This is a genomic window from Myxococcus faecalis (assembly GCF_050039385.1).
GTDB classification, from domain to species: Bacteria; Myxococcota; Myxococcia; order Myxococcales; family Myxococcaceae; genus Myxococcus; species Myxococcus fulvus.
This window is the reverse complement of sequence record NZ_CP144336.1, coordinates 364,688-382,018: the sequence shown is the minus strand read 5'-3', so window position 1 is coordinate 382,018 and position 17,331 is coordinate 364,688. Positions and strand designations below refer to the sequence as shown.

19 protein-coding genes are annotated in these 17,331 nt (G+C 71.1%); 11 read left to right on the top strand and 8 right to left on the bottom strand.

Annotated elements, in window-relative coordinates:
• Nucleotides 1-23: 23 nt before the first annotated feature.
• Nucleotides 24-1,496 (bottom strand): hypothetical protein, encoded by a 1,473-nt coding sequence (locus VZQ01_RS01355; protein ID WP_426746706.1) that lies wholly within the window; start codon nucleotides 1,494-1,496, stop codon nucleotides 24-26.
• A gap of 224 nt (nucleotides 1,497-1,720) precedes the next feature.
• Here VZQ01_RS01355 and VZQ01_RS01350 point away from each other — a divergent pair, with 224 nt between their 5' ends.
• From VZQ01_RS01350 to VZQ01_RS01320, 7 genes are all read left to right on the top strand, one after another.
• A complete protein-coding gene (locus VZQ01_RS01350; RefSeq protein WP_223750086.1) occupies nucleotides 1,721-2,155 on the top strand; it encodes a hypothetical protein in 435 nt (144 codons plus the stop codon).
• 299 nt (nucleotides 2,156-2,454) lie between these two features.
• Nucleotides 2,455-2,946: a hypothetical protein gene (locus VZQ01_RS01345; protein WP_223750085.1), complete on the top strand. Its 492-nt coding sequence runs from the start codon at nucleotides 2,455-2,457 to the stop codon at nucleotides 2,944-2,946.
• A 96-nt stretch (nucleotides 2,947-3,042) separates the two neighbouring features.
• Nucleotides 3,043-3,426, top strand: a complete 384-nt coding sequence (locus VZQ01_RS01340; protein ID WP_223750084.1) for a hypothetical protein — start codon at nucleotides 3,043-3,045, stop codon at nucleotides 3,424-3,426.
• A 14-nt stretch (nucleotides 3,427-3,440) separates the two neighbouring features.
• Nucleotides 3,441-4,082 carry a hypothetical protein gene (locus VZQ01_RS01335; RefSeq protein ID WP_223750083.1) on the top strand — a complete coding sequence of 214 codons (642 nt, stop codon included), beginning with the start codon at nucleotides 3,441-3,443 and terminating at the stop codon, nucleotides 4,080-4,082.
• Nucleotides 4,054-5,778 carry a hypothetical protein gene (locus VZQ01_RS01330; protein WP_426746705.1) on the top strand — a complete coding sequence of 575 codons (1,725 nt, stop codon included), beginning with the start codon at nucleotides 4,054-4,056 and terminating at the stop codon, nucleotides 5,776-5,778. Before VZQ01_RS01335 ends, VZQ01_RS01330 begins: the two co-directional genes overlap by 29 nt.
• Nucleotides 5,775-6,203, top strand: coding sequence for a MerC domain-containing protein (locus VZQ01_RS01325; RefSeq protein ID WP_426746704.1), 429 nt, complete (start codon nucleotides 5,775-5,777; stop codon nucleotides 6,201-6,203). The genes VZQ01_RS01330 and VZQ01_RS01325 overlap by 4 nt, the downstream gene beginning before the upstream one ends.
• 63 nt (nucleotides 6,204-6,266) lie before the next feature.
• Nucleotides 6,267-6,815 carry an isochorismatase family protein gene (locus VZQ01_RS01320; RefSeq protein WP_141322786.1) on the top strand — a complete coding sequence of 183 codons (549 nt, stop codon included), beginning with the start codon at nucleotides 6,267-6,269 and terminating at the stop codon, nucleotides 6,813-6,815.
• A 3-nt stretch (nucleotides 6,816-6,818) separates the two neighbouring features.
• Here VZQ01_RS01320 and VZQ01_RS01315 read toward each other — a convergent pair whose 3' ends face one another.
• From VZQ01_RS01315 to VZQ01_RS01285, 7 genes are all read right to left on the bottom strand, one after another.
• A complete protein-coding gene (locus VZQ01_RS01315) occupies nucleotides 6,819-8,315 on the bottom strand; it encodes a hypothetical protein (RefSeq protein ID WP_223784690.1) in 1,497 nt (498 codons plus the stop codon).
• A gap of 103 nt (nucleotides 8,316-8,418) precedes the next feature.
• Entirely contained in the window at nucleotides 8,419-9,294 is an 876-nt protein-coding gene (locus VZQ01_RS01310) for a metal ABC transporter permease (protein ID WP_223750079.1), read from the bottom strand.
• Nucleotides 9,275-10,096: a metal ABC transporter ATP-binding protein gene (locus tag VZQ01_RS01305; RefSeq protein ID WP_223750078.1), complete on the bottom strand. Its 822-nt coding sequence runs from the start codon at nucleotides 10,094-10,096 to the stop codon at nucleotides 9,275-9,277. The genes VZQ01_RS01310 and VZQ01_RS01305 overlap by 20 nt, the downstream gene beginning before the upstream one ends.
• Nucleotides 10,083-10,928, bottom strand: a complete 846-nt coding sequence (locus tag VZQ01_RS01300) for a hypothetical protein (protein ID WP_426746703.1) — start codon at nucleotides 10,926-10,928, stop codon at nucleotides 10,083-10,085. Before VZQ01_RS01300 ends, VZQ01_RS01305 begins: the two co-directional genes overlap by 14 nt.
• Nucleotides 10,929-10,932: 4 nt before the next feature.
• A complete protein-coding gene (locus VZQ01_RS01295) occupies nucleotides 10,933-11,859 on the bottom strand; it encodes a metal ABC transporter substrate-binding protein (protein WP_223750076.1) in 927 nt (308 codons plus the stop codon).
• Nucleotides 11,860-11,884: 25 nt separating this feature from the next.
• Nucleotides 11,885-13,255, bottom strand: coding sequence for a zinc-regulated TonB-dependent outer membrane receptor (locus VZQ01_RS01290; RefSeq protein WP_223784689.1), 1,371 nt, complete (start codon nucleotides 13,253-13,255; stop codon nucleotides 11,885-11,887).
• 81 nt (nucleotides 13,256-13,336) lie between these two features.
• The gene (locus VZQ01_RS01285) at nucleotides 13,337-13,762 is read right to left on the bottom strand and encodes a hypothetical protein (RefSeq protein ID WP_223750074.1); all 426 of its coding nucleotides are present in this window, start codon (nucleotides 13,760-13,762) and stop codon (nucleotides 13,337-13,339) included.
• A 142-nt stretch (nucleotides 13,763-13,904) separates the two neighbouring features.
• On the opposite strand from VZQ01_RS01285, the gene VZQ01_RS01280 reads away from it, so the two are divergent.
• The 4 genes from VZQ01_RS01280 to VZQ01_RS01265 all read left to right on the top strand — a co-directional run bounded on the left by VZQ01_RS01280 (nucleotide 13,905) and on the right by VZQ01_RS01265 (nucleotide 17,298).
• Nucleotides 13,905-14,249 (top strand): Rieske (2Fe-2S) protein, encoded by a 345-nt coding sequence (locus tag VZQ01_RS01280; protein ID WP_248541693.1) that lies wholly within the window; start codon nucleotides 13,905-13,907, stop codon nucleotides 14,247-14,249.
• Between the two features lie 106 nt (nucleotides 14,250-14,355).
• Nucleotides 14,356-14,913: a GTP cyclohydrolase I gene (gene folE / locus VZQ01_RS01275; protein ID WP_046713204.1), complete on the top strand. Its 558-nt coding sequence runs from the start codon at nucleotides 14,356-14,358 to the stop codon at nucleotides 14,911-14,913.
• Nucleotides 14,910-16,334, top strand: a complete 1,425-nt coding sequence (locus VZQ01_RS01270; RefSeq protein WP_426746702.1) for an FAD-binding oxidoreductase — start codon at nucleotides 14,910-14,912, stop codon at nucleotides 16,332-16,334. Before folE ends, VZQ01_RS01270 begins: the two co-directional genes overlap by 4 nt.
• Before the next feature lie 226 nt (nucleotides 16,335-16,560).
• Nucleotides 16,561-17,298 (top strand): sigma-70 family RNA polymerase sigma factor, encoded by a 738-nt coding sequence (locus VZQ01_RS01265; protein ID WP_046713205.1) that lies wholly within the window; start codon nucleotides 16,561-16,563, stop codon nucleotides 17,296-17,298.
• The last annotated feature ends 33 nt before the right edge of the window (nucleotides 17,299-17,331 follow it).

The following is a 17,331-nucleotide window of genomic DNA, read 5'->3' as shown; positions in this document are numbered from 1 at the left end:
CGGACCCTGGCTGAGGCCCTTCCTTAAATCGCCTTCCACGCGAGCAAAAGCTTCGAGGCGACCTCGGTGGTGATGAGGGGCAGCACGCCGCCGCCGCCCACGATATTCACGATTTCCGCCATGGAGCCCCGGCACACGCCGCCCCAGGCGGGCTGCTTCGCCAGCCCCACGGACGCGTAGGCCGAGTAGTCCACGAAGAACGACGTGGGCAGCACCGTCCCATGCGGCTCCACCAGCAGGTGGTCCTCGGGAGGAGAGTCGACGATCTCCTGCACGACGAAGCCGCCGCCCGTCGGGTCGCTCGCCGCGCGCGCGCACAGCTCCGGCCAGCCCAGGGGCTCGCCATACGCCGCCGTCACGCGCTCGGTGTACGGCACCGTGCCCGCCGAGCGACCGAGGAACACGGCCTTGCCGCCGTAGTCCCACGCCCGCTTGAGCACGAAGCGGGCGGGGTTGCGCGCCACCTCCGCCACCACGTCGTCCAGCTTCGTCCCATCCGGCCCCGTCGTCGGGCCCGCGCGGAACAGCCGCGTCCAGGGAACGGAGGCGCGGATGGCCTCCAGCTCCGTGGGGGTGAGCCCCGCGGCCTCGGCGAGCTCGGGCTCCGCCAGCGCCTGCGACAGGCGCGCGAAGGTGGACTTCACCTCGACCTGCGACGCGGGCGGGTTGAGGAACACGGCCTTCTTGCCGGGCACCGTGGCGAGGAAGTCCTCGACCCACGGCGAGGGCTGCTGCTCCAGCCGCCGCACGAAGAGGTGGCGGTAGACCAGGTCGTACTTCTTGCCGCGCGCCTCGAACGTCGCATCACCGGACACCTCATCCGGGTGAACGATGTCCGCGTCGGCGCCGAACTCCCGGAAGCGCTCGCACAGCCACCGCAGCTCCGAAATCTGCGCGTCGTTGCGGCGGCACAACAGCGCCACCGTGTCCGGGAACCGGCCAGGGCGCTCGGCGGCGTAACCGTCCAACAGCGAACGATAGAGCGCCAGCGCGTTGCTGCCGTTGAGCGTGAGCAGCGAGGGCAGCGCCTTCTCCGGATAGCGGAAGTGGCGCGCCACCACCTCGATGAACGTGCGGGCCGCGATGTCCGAGTAGCCCTGCATGGCTGGAATGGTCGCGTTGACCTCCAGCGCCCACGGCTTTCCGCCGGAGACGAAGTAGTCCACGCGCGTGGTGGCCAGCCGCACCGCCTGGGGCCAGGTGCGCTCCGCGAGCGCGCGCTCGAGCGGGGAGAGCGAGGCCAGCAGGAGCTCGGCGTCGGGCGCGGCGAGCCACGCGCGCGCCATCTTCACCGTGGCGGAGGCCAGGTGCGCGGACAGCTCCGCGCGGCGGCGGATCTCCGCGGCGTCGAGGATGACGGGCGTCGCGGTGATGGGGATGGGGCGCGTGGTGCCGTCCGACTGGGTGACGGCCAGTCCGCGCTTGTACGCGAGCTGCGCGAGTTCGGGCGCGAAGTGGCGCGCCTGATGTCGCAGCACGTCGATGAGCTCTTGCACGGGTGTTTCTGTCCTTCTCGAGATGCCGGGGCCTGCCCGGGGCGGCGAACCTATGCGCGGACAGGCTCACCGGTCCATCGGCGCGCCGCCTGCACGGCCCCTCACGGCGCGCGCGCCAACAAGCAGCGGGGCCCGCGCGCGCCACGGACTCGCTCGTGTGACTTGCACGCGCGCTCCGTCTGGCTTACAACCGCGTTGCGTTCAACGCTGGAATCCCTATCACCGTGAGCCGCTCCCTCCACTCGCTGCCCTCGCGTCTCGTCCGGTCGCGCCTCCTGGCGCTGCCGCTCGCGGCTGTGTGTGCGCTGGCGTACATGGGGACGGTGCTCCACTTCGCCATGGTCCAGCACGCCACGTGTCTGGAGCACGGTGAGGTGGTCCACGTGGAGGAGGGGGGCTCGCACACCGCCCCCGTCGCCGAGGAGTCCTTCGACGACGTCCGGCTGACTTCTCGTGACGACGCTCCTGCGGGCCACGGCTCCGAGGCCCACTGCGTCCACACGTTGATCCGTCGCGAGGGTCCTCCTCCGACAGAGGTCACCCCGGTCGTCACCCGGGTGCCCACCCGTTCCTCGCCGGCGCTGGCCGTGTTCCGCTTCCACGCGGAGCCCGTGGCCCGTCTGCACCTGGCCCCCAAGGCCTCTCCGCCTCGCGCCTGAGTCAGCACCCAGGGTACGCGTCCCTCGCTCCCGGCACAGCCATGCCGTGAGGAGGCCGCGGTCCGTGGTCGACACCTGACGTCCGGCTCCGGAATTCGGAGCCCCGCGTCAGACGTCGCGCGACGCGCCGCCGGATGACTCGTTTCCCCTGCGTGCACGCTCTCGCCCCCCGTGTCGCGCACGGTTCGCGCGATTCCCACCCTGTCGCCCATGTCTGTCTTGGCTCTGCCCTCGCGGGTGGGGTCCGTGGCGGCGTTGGTGGCTGGGTATCCGCAGTCCATCCACGTGGAGCTACACACATGAACAAGAAGCTTCTGGCCGCCCTCCTGATGTCCACCGCGCTCCTGACCACCGCCTGCGGTGACGACGAGCCGCACGAAGAGGACGTCGATGTCGAGGGGTGCGAGCACCTGGCCGAGGGCCCGTCCACGGCCGTCAACGCCACGCTGACGGGCACGCCGCCCTCCGTGTCGAACGACCACCGCCGCTACGACATCTCGCTGGTGGATGGCGCGGGCGGCCGTCGGGGCTCGGTGTCGTTCGCCGCGGCGGAGGCCACCGACTACGTCCTCTACCTGAGCGCGGACGTGCCGGTGGTCATCACCGACGCCAGCGGCGCGGCGGTGGAGATCGAGGAGAGCGCCAAGAGCTCCGAGTCCTGCACCGACATCAAGGGTCGCCACGTCGTCCCGCTGTCCGTCGGCACGTTCACCTTCACCTTCGGCCCCACCACCTCCGCGTCCGTGAACCTCGTCATCGAGGAGGCGTCGCACGAGGGCCACGAGCACTAGCCGGCCGCGTGTCCGGGGCCTCGCGAGGGGCCTCGTGTCCTGCCTCAACCGAATCCGGGGTCGGCCTTCCGGCCGGCCCCTCCTGGAGAGAAGACCATGGGTACCTTTCAGCAGTTCCTGACCGAGAAGCAGATTGCCTCCGACGCGTTGCTGCGCCTGTCCCGTCAGCTGGAGGCGCAGGGGAGTGATGGCCGCGCGCTCGCGCGCAAGCGGACCTCGAAGCGGCGGGACAAGGAGACGCAGGGCAAGAGCTACACGGAGCTGTCGCTCGCCAAGCCGAAGAGCGGCCGGGGTGTGAGCTCGCAGCAGCTCCAGGCGGCGCTCGAGGACAAGCCGTTGCCCCGCAAGGTTCGCGGCAAGCTGGTGCGGGCCATCAACGCGGTGCTGTCGAAGAAGGGCGGCGCGGCGGTGGACTCCAAGGCCCTGTTCGGTGACACGGCCATCCGCTCCGGCGCCCCCGCGAAGAAGTCCGCGAGCTGAGCCCCGGAGACCCCATGTCTGGAACCGAGGCCCTTCAGCTGCTTCCCCGCGACGTCCTCCGGGACGCGGACCGCCTGTTCGACGTCACCATGTGGTGTCTCGGACAGGATGTGCGCTGCCCGGAGGGGAACCTCCTCTTGCGTCGAGGGCTCACGCGTCACGCGCGGCCCGAGGGCGTGGAGGGGCAGAGCGCCTACTCCATCGCGCTGGCGCACGGCGGAAGGCTGTCGCTCTGGGGCTTCGGTGCGCTGTGCGAGTGCGGTCAGGCCGTCTTCGTCCCACGGGACGGCTTCACCCCTCGCTGGCTCGAGCACGCGCCCGCGCGTCCGGCCTTCCAGGCGAGTGAGCTGGGTCCCTCGCGGGCTCCGGCCACCGTCGGAGAGCGGCGGGAGGTCCACCAGTGTCTGGTGGAGCTCGCCGAGTGGTTGGCCGGGCACGAGGACTGGGTGCTGCGGGAAGTGGGACTGGACTGGAGGCGTGCGTGCGTCGCGTCGCGGCGCAAGGCGTCTCCGGTTCCACCGGAAGCGCTGGCCGCCGCGTGGTGGCGGCTCGGCGCGCGCATTCGCTCACTGGGTTGTGAATTCGAAGCCTGTGGCGCCTCGGATGCCGGGGCACTGGGAGGACATCATGCTGTCGCGACTGCTGCGCAACGATGAGCCATCCGTCTACGTCCAGGCCGCCTGGGAGGACGTCGCGGACGAGGCGCTTCCGCGTCCCCGGCTGCGCGAGGGACTGGGCGCCTCGCACCTGAAGGTGAGCACGCGTGTGCCGCTGGCGCAGGCCTGGTTCGACCAGGGCTTGAGCCTCCTGCACCTGGGCTGGGGCTCGGAGGCCCGCCGCGCCTTCGCGGAGGCGGCGAGGCACGACCCGGAGCTGGCCATGGCGTGGTGGGGCCTGGCCCTGACGCGCGGGCCGGGAGCGCGCTTCGCGGCCGCTCGCGCCGAGGCCATGGCCCGCGCGCTCGCGCTGAGCGAGGGCCTGCCGGACCTGGAGCAGCGCTACATCGTCGCGGCCAGCCTGCTGTCGGACAAGGGGCCCGCCAACGGTCGCCATGCCTTCATCCGCGAGATGGAGAGCCTCATCGACCGCTATCCCGAGGACGTCGAGGCGAAGCTGCTGCTCGCGGGCTTCCTCGTGGACGGCTACGAGCCGGACGGCCGCCCCGGACAGGGCCAGCCCTACGCGCAGGCGATGTTGCGGGACTTGATGCGCACGAGTCCGGACCACGTGGGCGTCCACTTCGCCTGGGTGTGCGCGACGCTGCCGAGCTCCCGCCCCGAAGCGGCGCACGAGAGCGCGCTGCGACTGCCCCGGCTCGCGCCTGGAGCGAGCCCCGCGCTGCTGGCGTCGGGGCGGTTGCTGAGCCGGCTGGGGGAGACGGACGCGGCCTATCGGGTGCTGGAGGCCGTCGTGGAGACGGATGACGCGTACCTGGCGGCGGAGTCGCTGCCCGCGTCCTTCGCGCCGTGCGCGGAGCTGGCCATGCGACTGCTCAGCCAGGGCTGCGCGGAGGCGGGGCAGTACAGCGACGCGCAGACGTGGGCGCGGCGGCTGCGTCAGCGCGTGGAGTCCGCGGGCGCCGAGCCCCAGGCGCTCCTGTTCGCGGCGTCCACGCTGGTGTCCACGCACCTGCGCTTCGGCTTCTGCCGCGCGGCGGCGGACGTGCCCCTGGAGCTTTCGGGCGCGCTCTCCGCGGCCGAGCGGGGCCTGCGCGATGGCCTGCGCCTGTACACGCGCGGCATCAACGCGATGGATGCCGGCCGACTCTCGGAGGTGGAGCGCGCGTGTGATGCGCTCGCGCTGCTGCACGCGCCCCTGTCCGAGCTGCGCCGCGCCGAGGGACGGCAGCTGTGTCCGCGCGATGTCGCCCGCGTCGTGGAGGTGGCCGAGCAGGAGCTGCGCGGCGCGCTGGAGTCACGCCGGGGTGATGGTGGCCGCGCCGAGGCCACGCTGGTGCGCGCGTGGCGCATGGAGCGGCGGCTGCGGACCGCGGGGCCCTCGGCCTTCTCCCGCCCCGCGCGGGAGACGCTGGCCCGGGCGCGGCTGCGCGGCGAGCGCGAGCAGAAGGCGCTGGAGCTGGCGCGCGCGCTGGTGGAGGAGCGCCCCGCGTGTGGCCACTACCGGCTGCTCCTGGCGGAGACGCACGTGGCGATGGGGGAGCGGGTGCTCGCGGTGCAGGACTTCGAGCGCTTCCTGGAGCGGTGGCGTGACGCGGACGAGCACCTGCCGGAGCTGCGGCGCGCGCGCACGTACATCTCCGGCCGCGGGCGCATCCTGCGACTGGTCCACACAGCGGAGGCGCCGCCCCCGGTTCCTCCCGACTTCCGTTCCCTGGAGAAGGTGTCCTGTTGAGCTCTCTTGAACGGAGCGCCGTCGCGCCCTCGCGCTGGGATGGCGTGGGACAGCTGCTCTCCGCGTTGTGTTTCGTGCATTGCCTGGTGCTCCCCGCGGTGCTCGGGCTGTTGCCCGCGGCGCTGGCGGGGTGGCTGGGCGGGGAGGGGGCTCACCGCGGGCTGCTGGCGTTGGCGTTGCTCGGAGCGCTCGCGGCCTTCCTCCCGGGGTGGCGGCTGCATCGCCGCGCGTGGGTGCCGGTGCTCGCGGTGGGAGGGCTCGGGTTGCTCGGCGCCGGGGCCTTCCTGGTGCCCGAGGGCGCGGACGAGGCGTGGGAGGTGGGACTCACCGTGGGCGGCGGCGTGCTGTTGGCCGTGGCGCATGGTCGCAACCGGACGCTGTGCCGCGAGTGTTGTCCGCCCGAAGCGGCCCGCGCCGAAGCGTGAGGCGTCGGGCGTCCACCGTGCCTCGCGCTTGACGGCCCCGCGCCATTCGCGCGAGGAGGGGGCATGGCCACCTTCCGTCTCACGCAGGACCAGACCGCGCTGCTCATCGTCGATGTCCAGGAGCGCCTGTGCGCGGCCATGGAGCGCGACGCACTGGACCGGATGCTCGCGCGCACCAACGCGGCCATCCAGGGGGCCCGCGCGCTGGGGCTGCCCATCATCGTCACGGAGCAATACCCGCAGGGGCTGGGGCCCACGCACTCGCTCCTGAAGATGTTCCTGAAGAGCTACAAGGCCGTGGAGAAGCTCGAGTTCAGCGCCGCGGTGCCGGACGTGCTCGCGCAGCTGGGTGAGCGCAAGCAGGTGCTCATCGCGGGAATGGAGACGCACATCTGCGTCTTCCAGACGGCGAGGGACCTGGCGCAGAAGGGGCTGCTGCCCGTGCTGCTGGCGGACGCGCTGCTGTCGCGCTCGACGGAGGACCGCCGGGTGGGGCTGGACCTGTGCCGCGACGCGGGCGCCGTGGTGGCGACGGTGGAGACCGCCTTGTTCGACGTGCTCGGGCGCGCGGGCACGCCCGAGTTCAAGGCCATCTCCACCGCGGTCCGCTGACGCCTAGAACATGGGCGGCTTGTCGTCGCGCATCGGCCGAGGCGGCCGGATGTTCGTGGGCGGCGGTGCTTCCTTGTGGGGCGAGATGGCCGGGAGCGACGGCGACAGCTCGCCCACGTAGAGCAGTCCATGCGTGCCCTCGGGCGTGGGTGCCTCGAACAGGGTGATGTGGGGCGACAGGCCCGGCCGCGCCGCCACGCGTCCGCTGGGCGTCGCGCCGACGAAGCCGCACTGGATCTTCCCGGCGCGGTCCAGGTCACACCCCCACCGCGTGCCCTGCGCGTAGCTCATCTCCAGCACGACGAGCCGCGAGGCCTTCAGCAGGTGGGCCATGGGCGTGAAGGCCTTGTCCCACGGCGTGCCCGCGACGGTGCGCGTGTGCGTGTTGCCCGCGAGGACCACCTGCACCTCGTCCTTGAGCGCCTGCCTGCGACGATTCCAGAGGTCCGCCTGCGCCTGGTCCCGCTCGCTGCCGCCCTTCAGGTCCGTGTCATACGCCACCAGCGACACCGCGAGCCCCGCGAGCCGCATCGCCCGCACGCGGTCGATGAGGTCCAGGATGGCCCGGCTGCTGCGGCCGTCCTGATAGGGCCGGTGCCAGAAGCGCCCCTCGAGCAGCGCGTCCTGGTCCGCCGGCGCACCGGGGCTCGCGAGGTAGCGGTCCAGCCGCTCCTGCTCCTTGCGAGGGATGGACACGCCCAGCGCGACGGGCAGCCCCAGCTCGGCCACCTGACACACCAGCTCGCCCACGACCGCGGGCGCCTCGCGTGAGCCCAGCTGCTCGCCCACCAGCAGCGTGAGCCCCGGAGCCAGGAGCTCATGCAGCCCTCGCATCGTCTCTGCGCAGGGGCCCTCCTTCACGCCGTCCTCCTTCCAGCGCGTGAGATAGAAGTCCGAGTCGCGCACGGGAGCCGGTGGACGCGGGTCCTCCTTCACGTTCCCGCTCACCACCTCCAGCGACGGGCCGGACTCCAGCCGCAGCGTCAGCTCCTTCTCCAGGTCCAGGTCTCGGGTCCCCTTGAGCGCGTTGCGCAGCTCGATGGGACCGCCTCTGCGTGGCATGGCGCGCTGGAGACCCGTCTGGAACTGGGCTGGGCTCTGAATGTCCATCTCCGCGCGCTCCCAGAGGATCTTCCACCAGTGGTCGCCGCGACTGGCGTCGTTCCCGGACGACTGGAACGTCGACTTGAACACGCGGACCACGGACTGGCGCGGACCCACGGCGATGCCCGTCACCAGGTAGCGGGTATAGGTGTTGTTCGCCGTCCGCATGGAGTCACGGACCTCCCACGTGGTGAGCAACTGGTGCGGGTCCTCCGTCTGCTCGAAGGTCATGCCGCGGTTGGCGAGCAGCTCCCGCGTCACGGCCAGCGCCTCCTCCAGGGGTTTCTGGAAGACGTGCTCGAACTTCGGCGTGTCAGGCTCCTCGGAGCGGGGGGCATGGGCACACCCCACGAAGAGCAGCCAGACAAGACACCACCACCCGCTTCGCGGCTCCATGTGCAACCTCGCGTCATTCATCGCTGGGATGAACGGGGAACGGCCTTCGCGCGGGTGCATATCTGCGCGCCGGGGGATACCCCTCACCCGGCACGCACGGGTTTCAACTGGCTCTGCGCAGAACGAACTGGATGAGTGCGCGTGCACCCATGGCCACGCCGACCAGGAGCGCGGCGACCACCGTCTGCGAGCCGCCCACCGGGAAGTCGAAGAAGTAGGCGAACATGTAGCCACCCACGCCGGAGACGATGCCCGCGAGCGTCGCCACGACGAAGGTCCACGGCAGCCGCAGGTCCAACATCAGCGCGGCGATGGCGGACAGCGTGGAGAACGCGAACACGGGCAGGGCGCCCAGGGCCCGCGCGCACACGCCCACCATGACGCCGATGGACACCATCAGCACGCCGTCGAGCAGTCGCACCGGCAGCCCCTGCACCAGCGCGCCGATGCGGTCGAAGCTCGCGAAGGTGATGCCCCGGTACCACCACAGGTGGAGCGCCATCACCGCGATGCCCGCGACGGCCACGGTGCGCAGCTGCTCGGGCGTCACCAGCACGGCGGTGCCGAAGAGGATGCCCTGGATGTCGTGCGACTCCTGGGCGATGCGGTCTCCCACGAGGATGGCCGCGCCGCCGGACAGGGCATAGGCCATGCCCAGCAGGCTCTCACGCGTCAGGCGCAGCCGCGTGGGGTCCATCATGAGCAGCATCGTCGCGAGCAGGGCGAGCGCGGTGGCGCCGATGACGGGTTCCACCTCGAAGCCCAGGTGGATGCCCGCGTAGAACGCGAGCGCCACGCCCAGGCCGGCGGACTGGGCCACCGCGGCGCTGACGAACACCATGCGCCGGAGCACGACGTAGACGCTCAGGAAGCCCAGCACGCCCCCGGCCAGGAGCGCGCACAGGAGCGGGTCTCTGAACAGCTCGAACCCCTCGACGAACTGCTGCCACTGGGAGGGTTCAGCGAGCATCGGGTCCACGGTGGGGTCCCTCGGGAGCGCGGTGGCAGTACTCGTCGCCGTACTGACGACGGAAGGCGGGGTGGCAGAACACGGTGCGCGCGTCGCCCACGACGAAGGCGGAGGTCTCCCGGTCCACGAAGAGCAGCACGTCCGCGTGCTCGGCGGCCACCTCCAGGTCGTGGCACACCACCACCACGCCCAGGCCGCGCTCCCGCGCGAGCGAGCACAGCCGCTGCATCGTCTCGCGCTCGGCGACGGCGTCCATCGCGGCGGTGGGCTCGTCCAGCAGCACCAGGTCCGCCTCGGTGGCGATGAGGCGGGCCAGCAGCGTGCGCTGCTTCTGGCCCTCGGACAGCTCGCGGTAGGGCTTGTTGGCGATGGCCTTCGCGCCCGCCGTCTCCAGCGCCACCTCCACCGCGTCGCGCTCCGGCTTGCGCGCGAAGGGCCACAGGAAGCTCCACCCGCGCAGCCGCCCCCACGCCGTCAGCTCCCGCGCCCGCAGCGGGAGGATGGAGTCGATGCTGGACGTCTGCGGCACGTACGCGCTGCGCATCGTCGGATGGCTCCGGGAGATGGTGCCCGACACCGGTTCGAGCATGCCCAGCAGCGTCTTGAACCAGGTGCTCTTGCCGGAGCCGTTGCGACCGACGACGGCGATGAACTGGCCGCGGCGGATGACCATGTTGATGGGCGGCAGCATGGCCTTGTCGTTGTAGCCGATGACCAGCTCCGTGCAGGTGAGCAGCGGCTCGCCCACGGTGAAGGTCGGCGACACGGCGTGCGCGGTGCCCTCGGAGGGCACGGGCTCATCGGTCTTCACGTCGGACCTCCGCCTGGGGTGTCAGCTCCGCCAGCTCCGCGAGCAGCGCCTTGCGGGTCGCCTCGTTCGCGGCCGTGCCCAGGTCCAGCACGCCGTCCGCGCCGGGCGTCACCTGGGCCCAGTCCACGGTGTCGAAGATGCTCGGCGGCACCGCGAGCGACAGGTCCAGCTTCACGCGCGGCTTGTGCTCCCGGTCCGACGGGACGTCCACGTCCCCCGTCACGGTGAACAGCGGCTCGGCCTCCTCGCCGCCCGTGGACTCGAGCGTGAGCCGGAAGGGCACCTCCTGGAGCCTGGGGCTTGCGCGCGAGTCGCGCACGACGCCCGTCAGCGTGACGGCCGTCACCTCCCAGACGCCGCGGGACAGCGCGGTGCGAGGCAGCTCGCAGTCCGGCTCGCACTCCACCGGGGTCGCCGCCGACGTCAGCAGGTCCAGCGTGCCATCCACGTGCAGCGCGGCCACCACGGACGAGGACGCGCCGCCGCCCAGCTCCGCCTCGATGTCCTCGTAGTCCACGAGCGCGCCGCTGTCGCTGTGACAGTGGCCGTTGTGGCACAGCGAGTAACCCGGAGGCGGATTGGCGGGGTCGAACGTCGTCGGCCCACCACCGCCCGCGCCACCCACCAGCTCGACATGCGAGACGCCCAGCGCGGCCGAGTCCAGTCGCAGCTGGTAGTCCGACGCGAGGCGCTGGAAGCCATTGCCCGCATCGCGCGAGACCGCCGGGACATACGTCGCGTGGACGGTGGGCTCGAGCACGGCGAAGCCCTCGCCCGCGTCCAGCGCGCAGCCGGACAGCAACAACAGGGGAAGCAGTCGTCCAAGCTTCATGGCGTCAGCCCCCCTTCCCGGCGTTGAGGCCCTTCTCCAGGTTGCCCACCATCTCGTTGATGTGCTGGAGGTACGTCTCGCCCGCGCGGAAGTCCGTGCCGCCGTGGAGGACGACGAGCGGCGCCGGAATCATGCCGGCGAGCATCTTCGCCTCGCGGTCGTTGTAGTAGCTCTCGATGAGCACCATGCGCGCCTTGCGCTGACGCGCGAGCACCAGCACGCCGGCCACGTGCGACGGGTTGGGCGGGATGCCCGGCTTGGGCTCCAGGAACGCGATGGCGTCGAAGCCGAGCCAGTCCGCCAGGTACGCCGTCGTCCGGTGGAAGGCGACCACGGGCGCGCCCTTCAGGCCCGCCAGCCGCTTCTCCCACTCCACGCGCGCCGCATCCAGGTCCGCCGTCAGCTTCGCCGCGTTGGCGCGGTAGGTGGCCGCGTTCTTGGAGTCGAGCTGGGCCAGCCGCTCGGCGATTCCGCGCGCCACGGCCGCGCCCTGCCTCGGGTCGTAGAGGTAGTGGGGGTTGCCGCCGGGGTGCACGTCGCCCTCGCTGCGGTCCACCTTGGTGGGGGGCACCTCGAGCAGCCGCACGAACTGCGAGGCGTTGAGGAAGCCCGGGCTGCCCTGCTGGATGCGCGGGTTGCGCGAGCCGGTCTGGAGGTTCGGCAGCCAGCCCACCTCCAGGTCCAGTCCCACGCAGACGAGCAGGTCCGCGTTGCGCAGCGCGAGCGCGAGGCTGGGCTTGGCGTCGACGCGGTGCGGGTCCTGCGTCCCGAGCGCCATGGACTGCACCTTGACCAGGTCTCCGCCCACCGCCTTGGTCAGCGCGGCGAGGTCCGGCAGCGTGGTGACGACATTGACGGCCGCGAGCGCGGGGGCGGCGGCGAGCACACAGAGGGCGGCGCACAGGGCCGCGACGAATCGAAGAGAACGCATGGGGAAGGGCTCCCGTGAAAGAGGTTCAGAACGCATGGGCGCCATGGGCACCCGTGACCAGTTCGAGGGCGAGGAACGCCGAGTAGTCCGCCTCGTCGCGCCACCGTGCGTTGTCACGCGCGGCCTGGAAGCGGAGGCGGGAGAACTCGGTGGGCCAGAAGGTGAGGTTCACCGAGACGCGGTCGCGACGCTTCGTCCACTCCGGGTCCAACGGGTCCACGGCCACCTGGCCGTCCTCACCCTTGGCCGCGGTCCCCAGCTCGTAGCGCGCGGCGGTGGCCCATCGCTGGGAGAAGCGCCACGCGAGCTGGGCGTAGGCGTTGAAGTCCGTCAGCACGTCGCCGGGCACCTGCCTGCGTCGGTAGAGCGCCTCCACCTGCAGCGACACCAGCGTGTTGCTCGCCTCCGTGATCGGGCGGTAGCGCAGGTACAGGTCGGTGCCGAAGATGTCCGTGCGGTTGCGGTAGCCGGTGGGGTTGGGGCCCGTGGCGCCGGACAGACCCCACATGAAGGACAGGTCGTCCGACAGCGGGAAGAACTGCTTCACGACGCCCGTGGCCTGCAGGTCCAACGGCGACAACACGCGGTCGCCCGAGGACGCCAGGAAGCTGCGCGCGGTGGCCTCGCCGGTGGCGTCGGTGAGGCTGCCCGTCACCTCGACGAACCAGGGCAGTGGCGTGAGCCACGACAGCTCCACGCCCAGGCCCCGGTTGCCCTCGCCGCCGAAGACGCGGCTCATCGCGAAGGGCTGGTCCACGAAGTCCCACGCGTGCGGGTGCGTGGCGTTGAGCCGGCCGAAGCGGGTGAGGAACTGACCCGCGCGCACCTGGAGGCTCGCGGGGAGCGCCAGCGTGGTGCCGTAGGCCTCCTCGATTTCGACGCCGAACTGGCTGTAGACGATGTTCGCGTCGAAGCGGAAGTACGGGTCCACCACCGAGCCGATGGACAGCTCCAGCTGCTGCAGGTTGAAGCCGTTGCGCGTGGGGTCATGCGCGCCGCCCTGCAGCGGCTCCTTGGACGTGAAGGCCGCCGCGGCCACATCCAGGATGAAGCTCATGTCCAGGAAGTTGGTGCCGCTGCTCGCGCCAGGGATGGACAGCGGAAAGCCCCCGCCGGGTGTGGCATCCGGCGCGGCGGAGGTGCTGGCGGGCACGCCCTGCTGCGTGTCGCCGCCGAAGGCCTTCTCGATTTGAGCCATCTCCTCCGGCGTCAGGCCGGCGGGCAGGTCGGAGGAAGGGCCGGCGTCGGGCTCGGCGGTGGGCGCGTCCGACGCGGGGACGCCCGCATCGGGAGAGGGTGGGGAAAGCTCCTGCGCCGCGGCCGTGGCCGTGGACAACAGGACGGAGAGGGACACGACGAAAAGCGCGCCGTGCGGACGACGTGGAACGGATGACACCGGTGATGCTCCTCGGACGGGACGCACGCGTGCGCGTGGCGCCCCACAGCACAGGACCTGCAAGCTCACTGCGGACGCGACTCAGGCGTGCGCGGGTGGCGAGGACTTGGGCGCGGTGTCGAGGACGGAGAGGGGAGGGGTGACGTGGGGCGGCGCGGTGGTGGGACGGCTCACCACGAGCCGCGCGAGGACCCACGAGGAGGGCGCGACGAACCACCCCTCGTCGCGCGAGCTCGACGTGAGGAGTGGGCACGTCTCGTGGGTCGGCCGGCTGGAGTCCGTGCCCGAGGGAGGAACGGCGGTCAGCTGCGCCAGCTTCTCCGGGGCGAGCCGGGCCTGGATGGCACCCGTGCCCTTGGCCGTCTCCTCGAAGGTCTGGTGCTCGGGACAGAAGCGGTGCGCGTGCGCGTCCCGGGCATGGAGCAGGGTCCCCAGCGGCTGCAACGCCCACAGCACGACCAACAGCGTCGCGGTGCCGCGGGCGAAGGTATGGGCGCGCTGGGTCATCGGCGGGAAGGGGGGAGGCCCGGGTGCTCTACTGACGGCCCCCGGGAGAGTCAAGGCAGGCTAGCACGGTGGTGGGACGCATACTCGTGTCACCGCATTCACGTAGGGCGGCCCGGTGGGCCCGGGCGAGGGAGACACCTGGATGGAGGAAGGACAACCGGACGGACGCTTCATTCCGGTGGCGCGGCTCACCGCGTTGGACGCACGCGGTCGCGCCGTGGTCCAGGTGGGAGACACCCGGGTGGCCCTGGTGCGGGTCGACGGGCAGGTGCACGCGCTGGAGGACACCTGTCCCCACCGTGGCGGCTCGCTTCATGAGGGAGATCTGGAGGGGACGCTGCTGCACTGTCCCCTGCACGCCTGGCCGTTCGATGTCCGCACGGGGCTGTGCCCCTGGCGCCCGGACGCGAAGGTTCGCATCTACGACGTGCTCGTGCGAGGTGGGGAGATCCTCATCGCCGCATCGGATAGGGTGCCCGGCCGTTGAGCGCCCGCACCCCCGCAGGAGTCCTTGCCCCGTGAGCTCGTCCAAAGTCCGTCCCCGCGGAGTCCCTGCCCCCAGGTCCTTCGCCAGCGTGCCAGACCCCGTCGCCATGGCGAGCGCGGTGGAGGCCTTCCTCCGGGCCGCCGGCCTGCCGATGGATGACGAGAACCTGGTGGACACGCCCAAGCGCGTGGCCGACGCCTGGAGCCGCGAGTTCCTGGACGGCTATGCCCAGACGCCCGGAGAGGTGCTGGGCAAGACGTTCTCCGCGCCGCGCGGCTCGTCGCGTGAGCTGGTGGTGGTGACGGGCCTGCGCTTCCATTCCATGTGTCCGCACCACCTGTTGCCGGTGACGGGCGTCGCGCATGTGGCGTACGTCCCGGGCAAGCACGTGGCGGGCTTCGGCGGCCTGTCCGCGCTGGTGGACTGCTTCGCGCACCGGCTCATCCTCCAGGAGGACCTGGCGCGCGAGGTCGCGGGCTCCCTGGCCCGTGAGCTGGGCAGCCCCGCCACCGCGTGCATCATCGAGGCGGAGCAGGCGTGCCTGCGCATGCGCGGTCCCCAGCAGCGCGACGCCATCACCCACGCGGAGGCCTATGAAGGCGAGCTGCGCAGCGACGGTGCGCTGCGACGCGAGCTGTGGGCGCGGCTCGGGGCGCGGCGATGAGTGACGTGTCCGCGCGGCCGGACCGCGTGGAGCCCGAGCGGGTGGAGCGCGTGTGCGAGGCGCTCTCGCGGGTGCTCGCCGCCGGGCAGCTGAAGCGCGACCAGGCCACGCTCGCCGCCTACGCGCGGGACGAGTCCGACAGCGGCATCTTCCCTCCGGATGTCGTCGTGTTCCCCGAGGACACCGCGCAGGTCTCCGCCATCTTCAAGGCCTGCGTGGCGCACGGAGTCCCCTACACGCCGTGTGGCGCGCGCACGGGCAAGAGTGGTGGCTCGCTGCCCCTGTGCGGCGGCGTGGCGGTGAGCCTGGAGCGCATGAACCGCATCCGCTCCATCTCCGTGGAGGACCTCACCGCGGTGGTGGAGCCCGGCGTGGTGACGGGCGACCTGATGAAGGCCGTGGAGGCCGTGGGGCTCTTCTATCCACCGGACCCCAACTCCTGGGAGTCGTGCACGCTGGGCGGCAACGTCGCGGAGAACGCGGGCGGCCCGCGCGCGCTGAAGTACGGCGTCACGCGCGACTACGTCATCGGCCTGGAGTGGGTGCTCCCGGACGGCGAGGTCGTCAAGGTGGGGCGGCGCACCATCAAGGGCGTGGCCGGCTACGACCTGGTGGGCCTCTTCGTCGGCTCCGAGGGCACGCTGGGCGTGGCCACCGAAATCACCCTCCAGCTCATTCCGCTCCCACGAAAAGTGCTGACCGCCCTGGTCGTCTTTCCGTCGGTGCTGGACGCGGCCCGCGCGGTGTCGGCCGTGCTCGCGGCGGGCCTGTTGCCCCGATGCCTGGAGCTCATCGACGACGTGGCCCTGCGCGCGGTGGACGGACGCGGCTTCCAGTTCCCACCCGGCGCGGGCGCGGCCCTCATCGCCGAGGTCGATGGCCACGGCGCAGAGGGTTTGTTGGAGGAGCTGTCACGCCTCGGCGACATCTGCGCACAGCAGGGAGCCAGTCAAACACTCGTCGCGCAGGATGATTCCCAACGCGAGAAACTGTGGGCCGTGCGTCGGGTCATCTCCCCCGCGCTGCGCGCGCTCAAGCCGCGCAAGGTCTCCGAGGACATCGTCGTCCCACGTTCGAGAATCCCCGAGGTCATCGAGCGCTTGAAGGCGATGGGCGCCCAGCTGGGCCTCACCGTGGCCACGTATGGCCATGCGGGCGATGGGAACCTCCACGCCAACATCCTCTATGAAGGCCCGCATCAACGCCCGCTGGTGGATGAGGCGCTGCGCCGCATGTTGTTGATGACGGTGGAGCTGGGCGGGACGATCACAGGCGAGCATGGTGTGGGCCTCGCGAAGCGGGAATTTCTCGCGCTCGAACAGCAGCCAGCGCTGCTGGAATTGCAGCGGCGGCTCAAGGCCTTCTTCGACCCATCAGGGCTGCTCAATCCCGAGAAAATCTTCCCCGCGCTCAAACGTTGATGAGTGAGTGGCCGCGTCGCGGCCATCGCCGTGGGAGTCGGTGCTTCTCGACCTTGCAAGTCAGCGGAAGCGCAAGCCTTGCGTCCGCGTGAGGGCGAAGTTCGACAGTCGAAACGACTTTCGGCGATGGAATGAGAAACCCTTTCGCTCGTTGGGCGTCCTAGAGACAGGTGGACGCGAGTCGGCGGGGACGGCGCGTCCGGCATCGAACGGAGGACGGGAAATCATGGCCAACTCGACGAAGTTTGCGGCGGAGGGCCTGTCGCAATACCTGCGTCAGCTGGGGGGACACCAGCAACTGACTCGCGAGCAGGAGTACGAGCTGGCTCGGCGCGCTCGCAAGGGCGACGAGTCGGCGAGGCAGACGCTCGCCACCTCCAACCTGGCTTTCGTTGTCGCCGTCGCGAAGAAGTTCGCCAATCGCGGCGCTCGCCTGGATGACCTCGTCCAGGAAGGCAACGTCGGCCTGATGAAGGCAATCGAGCATTTCGATCCGAAGAAGAACGTGCGCTTCGCGACGTACGCGGTGTGGTGGATTCGCGCCTACATCACCCGCTATCTGAAGGACAACCGCAGCCAGGTGCGCGGCGGCGAGGCCGAGCGGGGCAGCATGGTGGACTTCTCGCTCGACGCCTCCATCGACGAGGAAGGCGAGACGACCTTCCTGGACCGGCTGGAGGACAACGGGCCGTCGCCCCAGGACGTGTTCCTGTCGAACGAGCAGGACACCGAAATCCAGGACGCGCTCACCAAGGTGCGCAAGCGCATCGGCGACCTGGGCTGGGACATCCTCACGGAGCGGCTGACGCAGGACAAGCCGCTGACGCTGGAGGAACTGGGGCAGCGCTGGGGCGTGTCGCGCGAGCGCGTGCGCCAGGTGGAGCTCAAGACGAAGACGTTCCTCGAGCGCTACCTCTCGGCGTTCAACGAGAACGAGGAGCAGGCCCTGCAGGACGTGGCCTGAGCCACCTCGCTTCCCCACCTGGGGAGGCGCTCG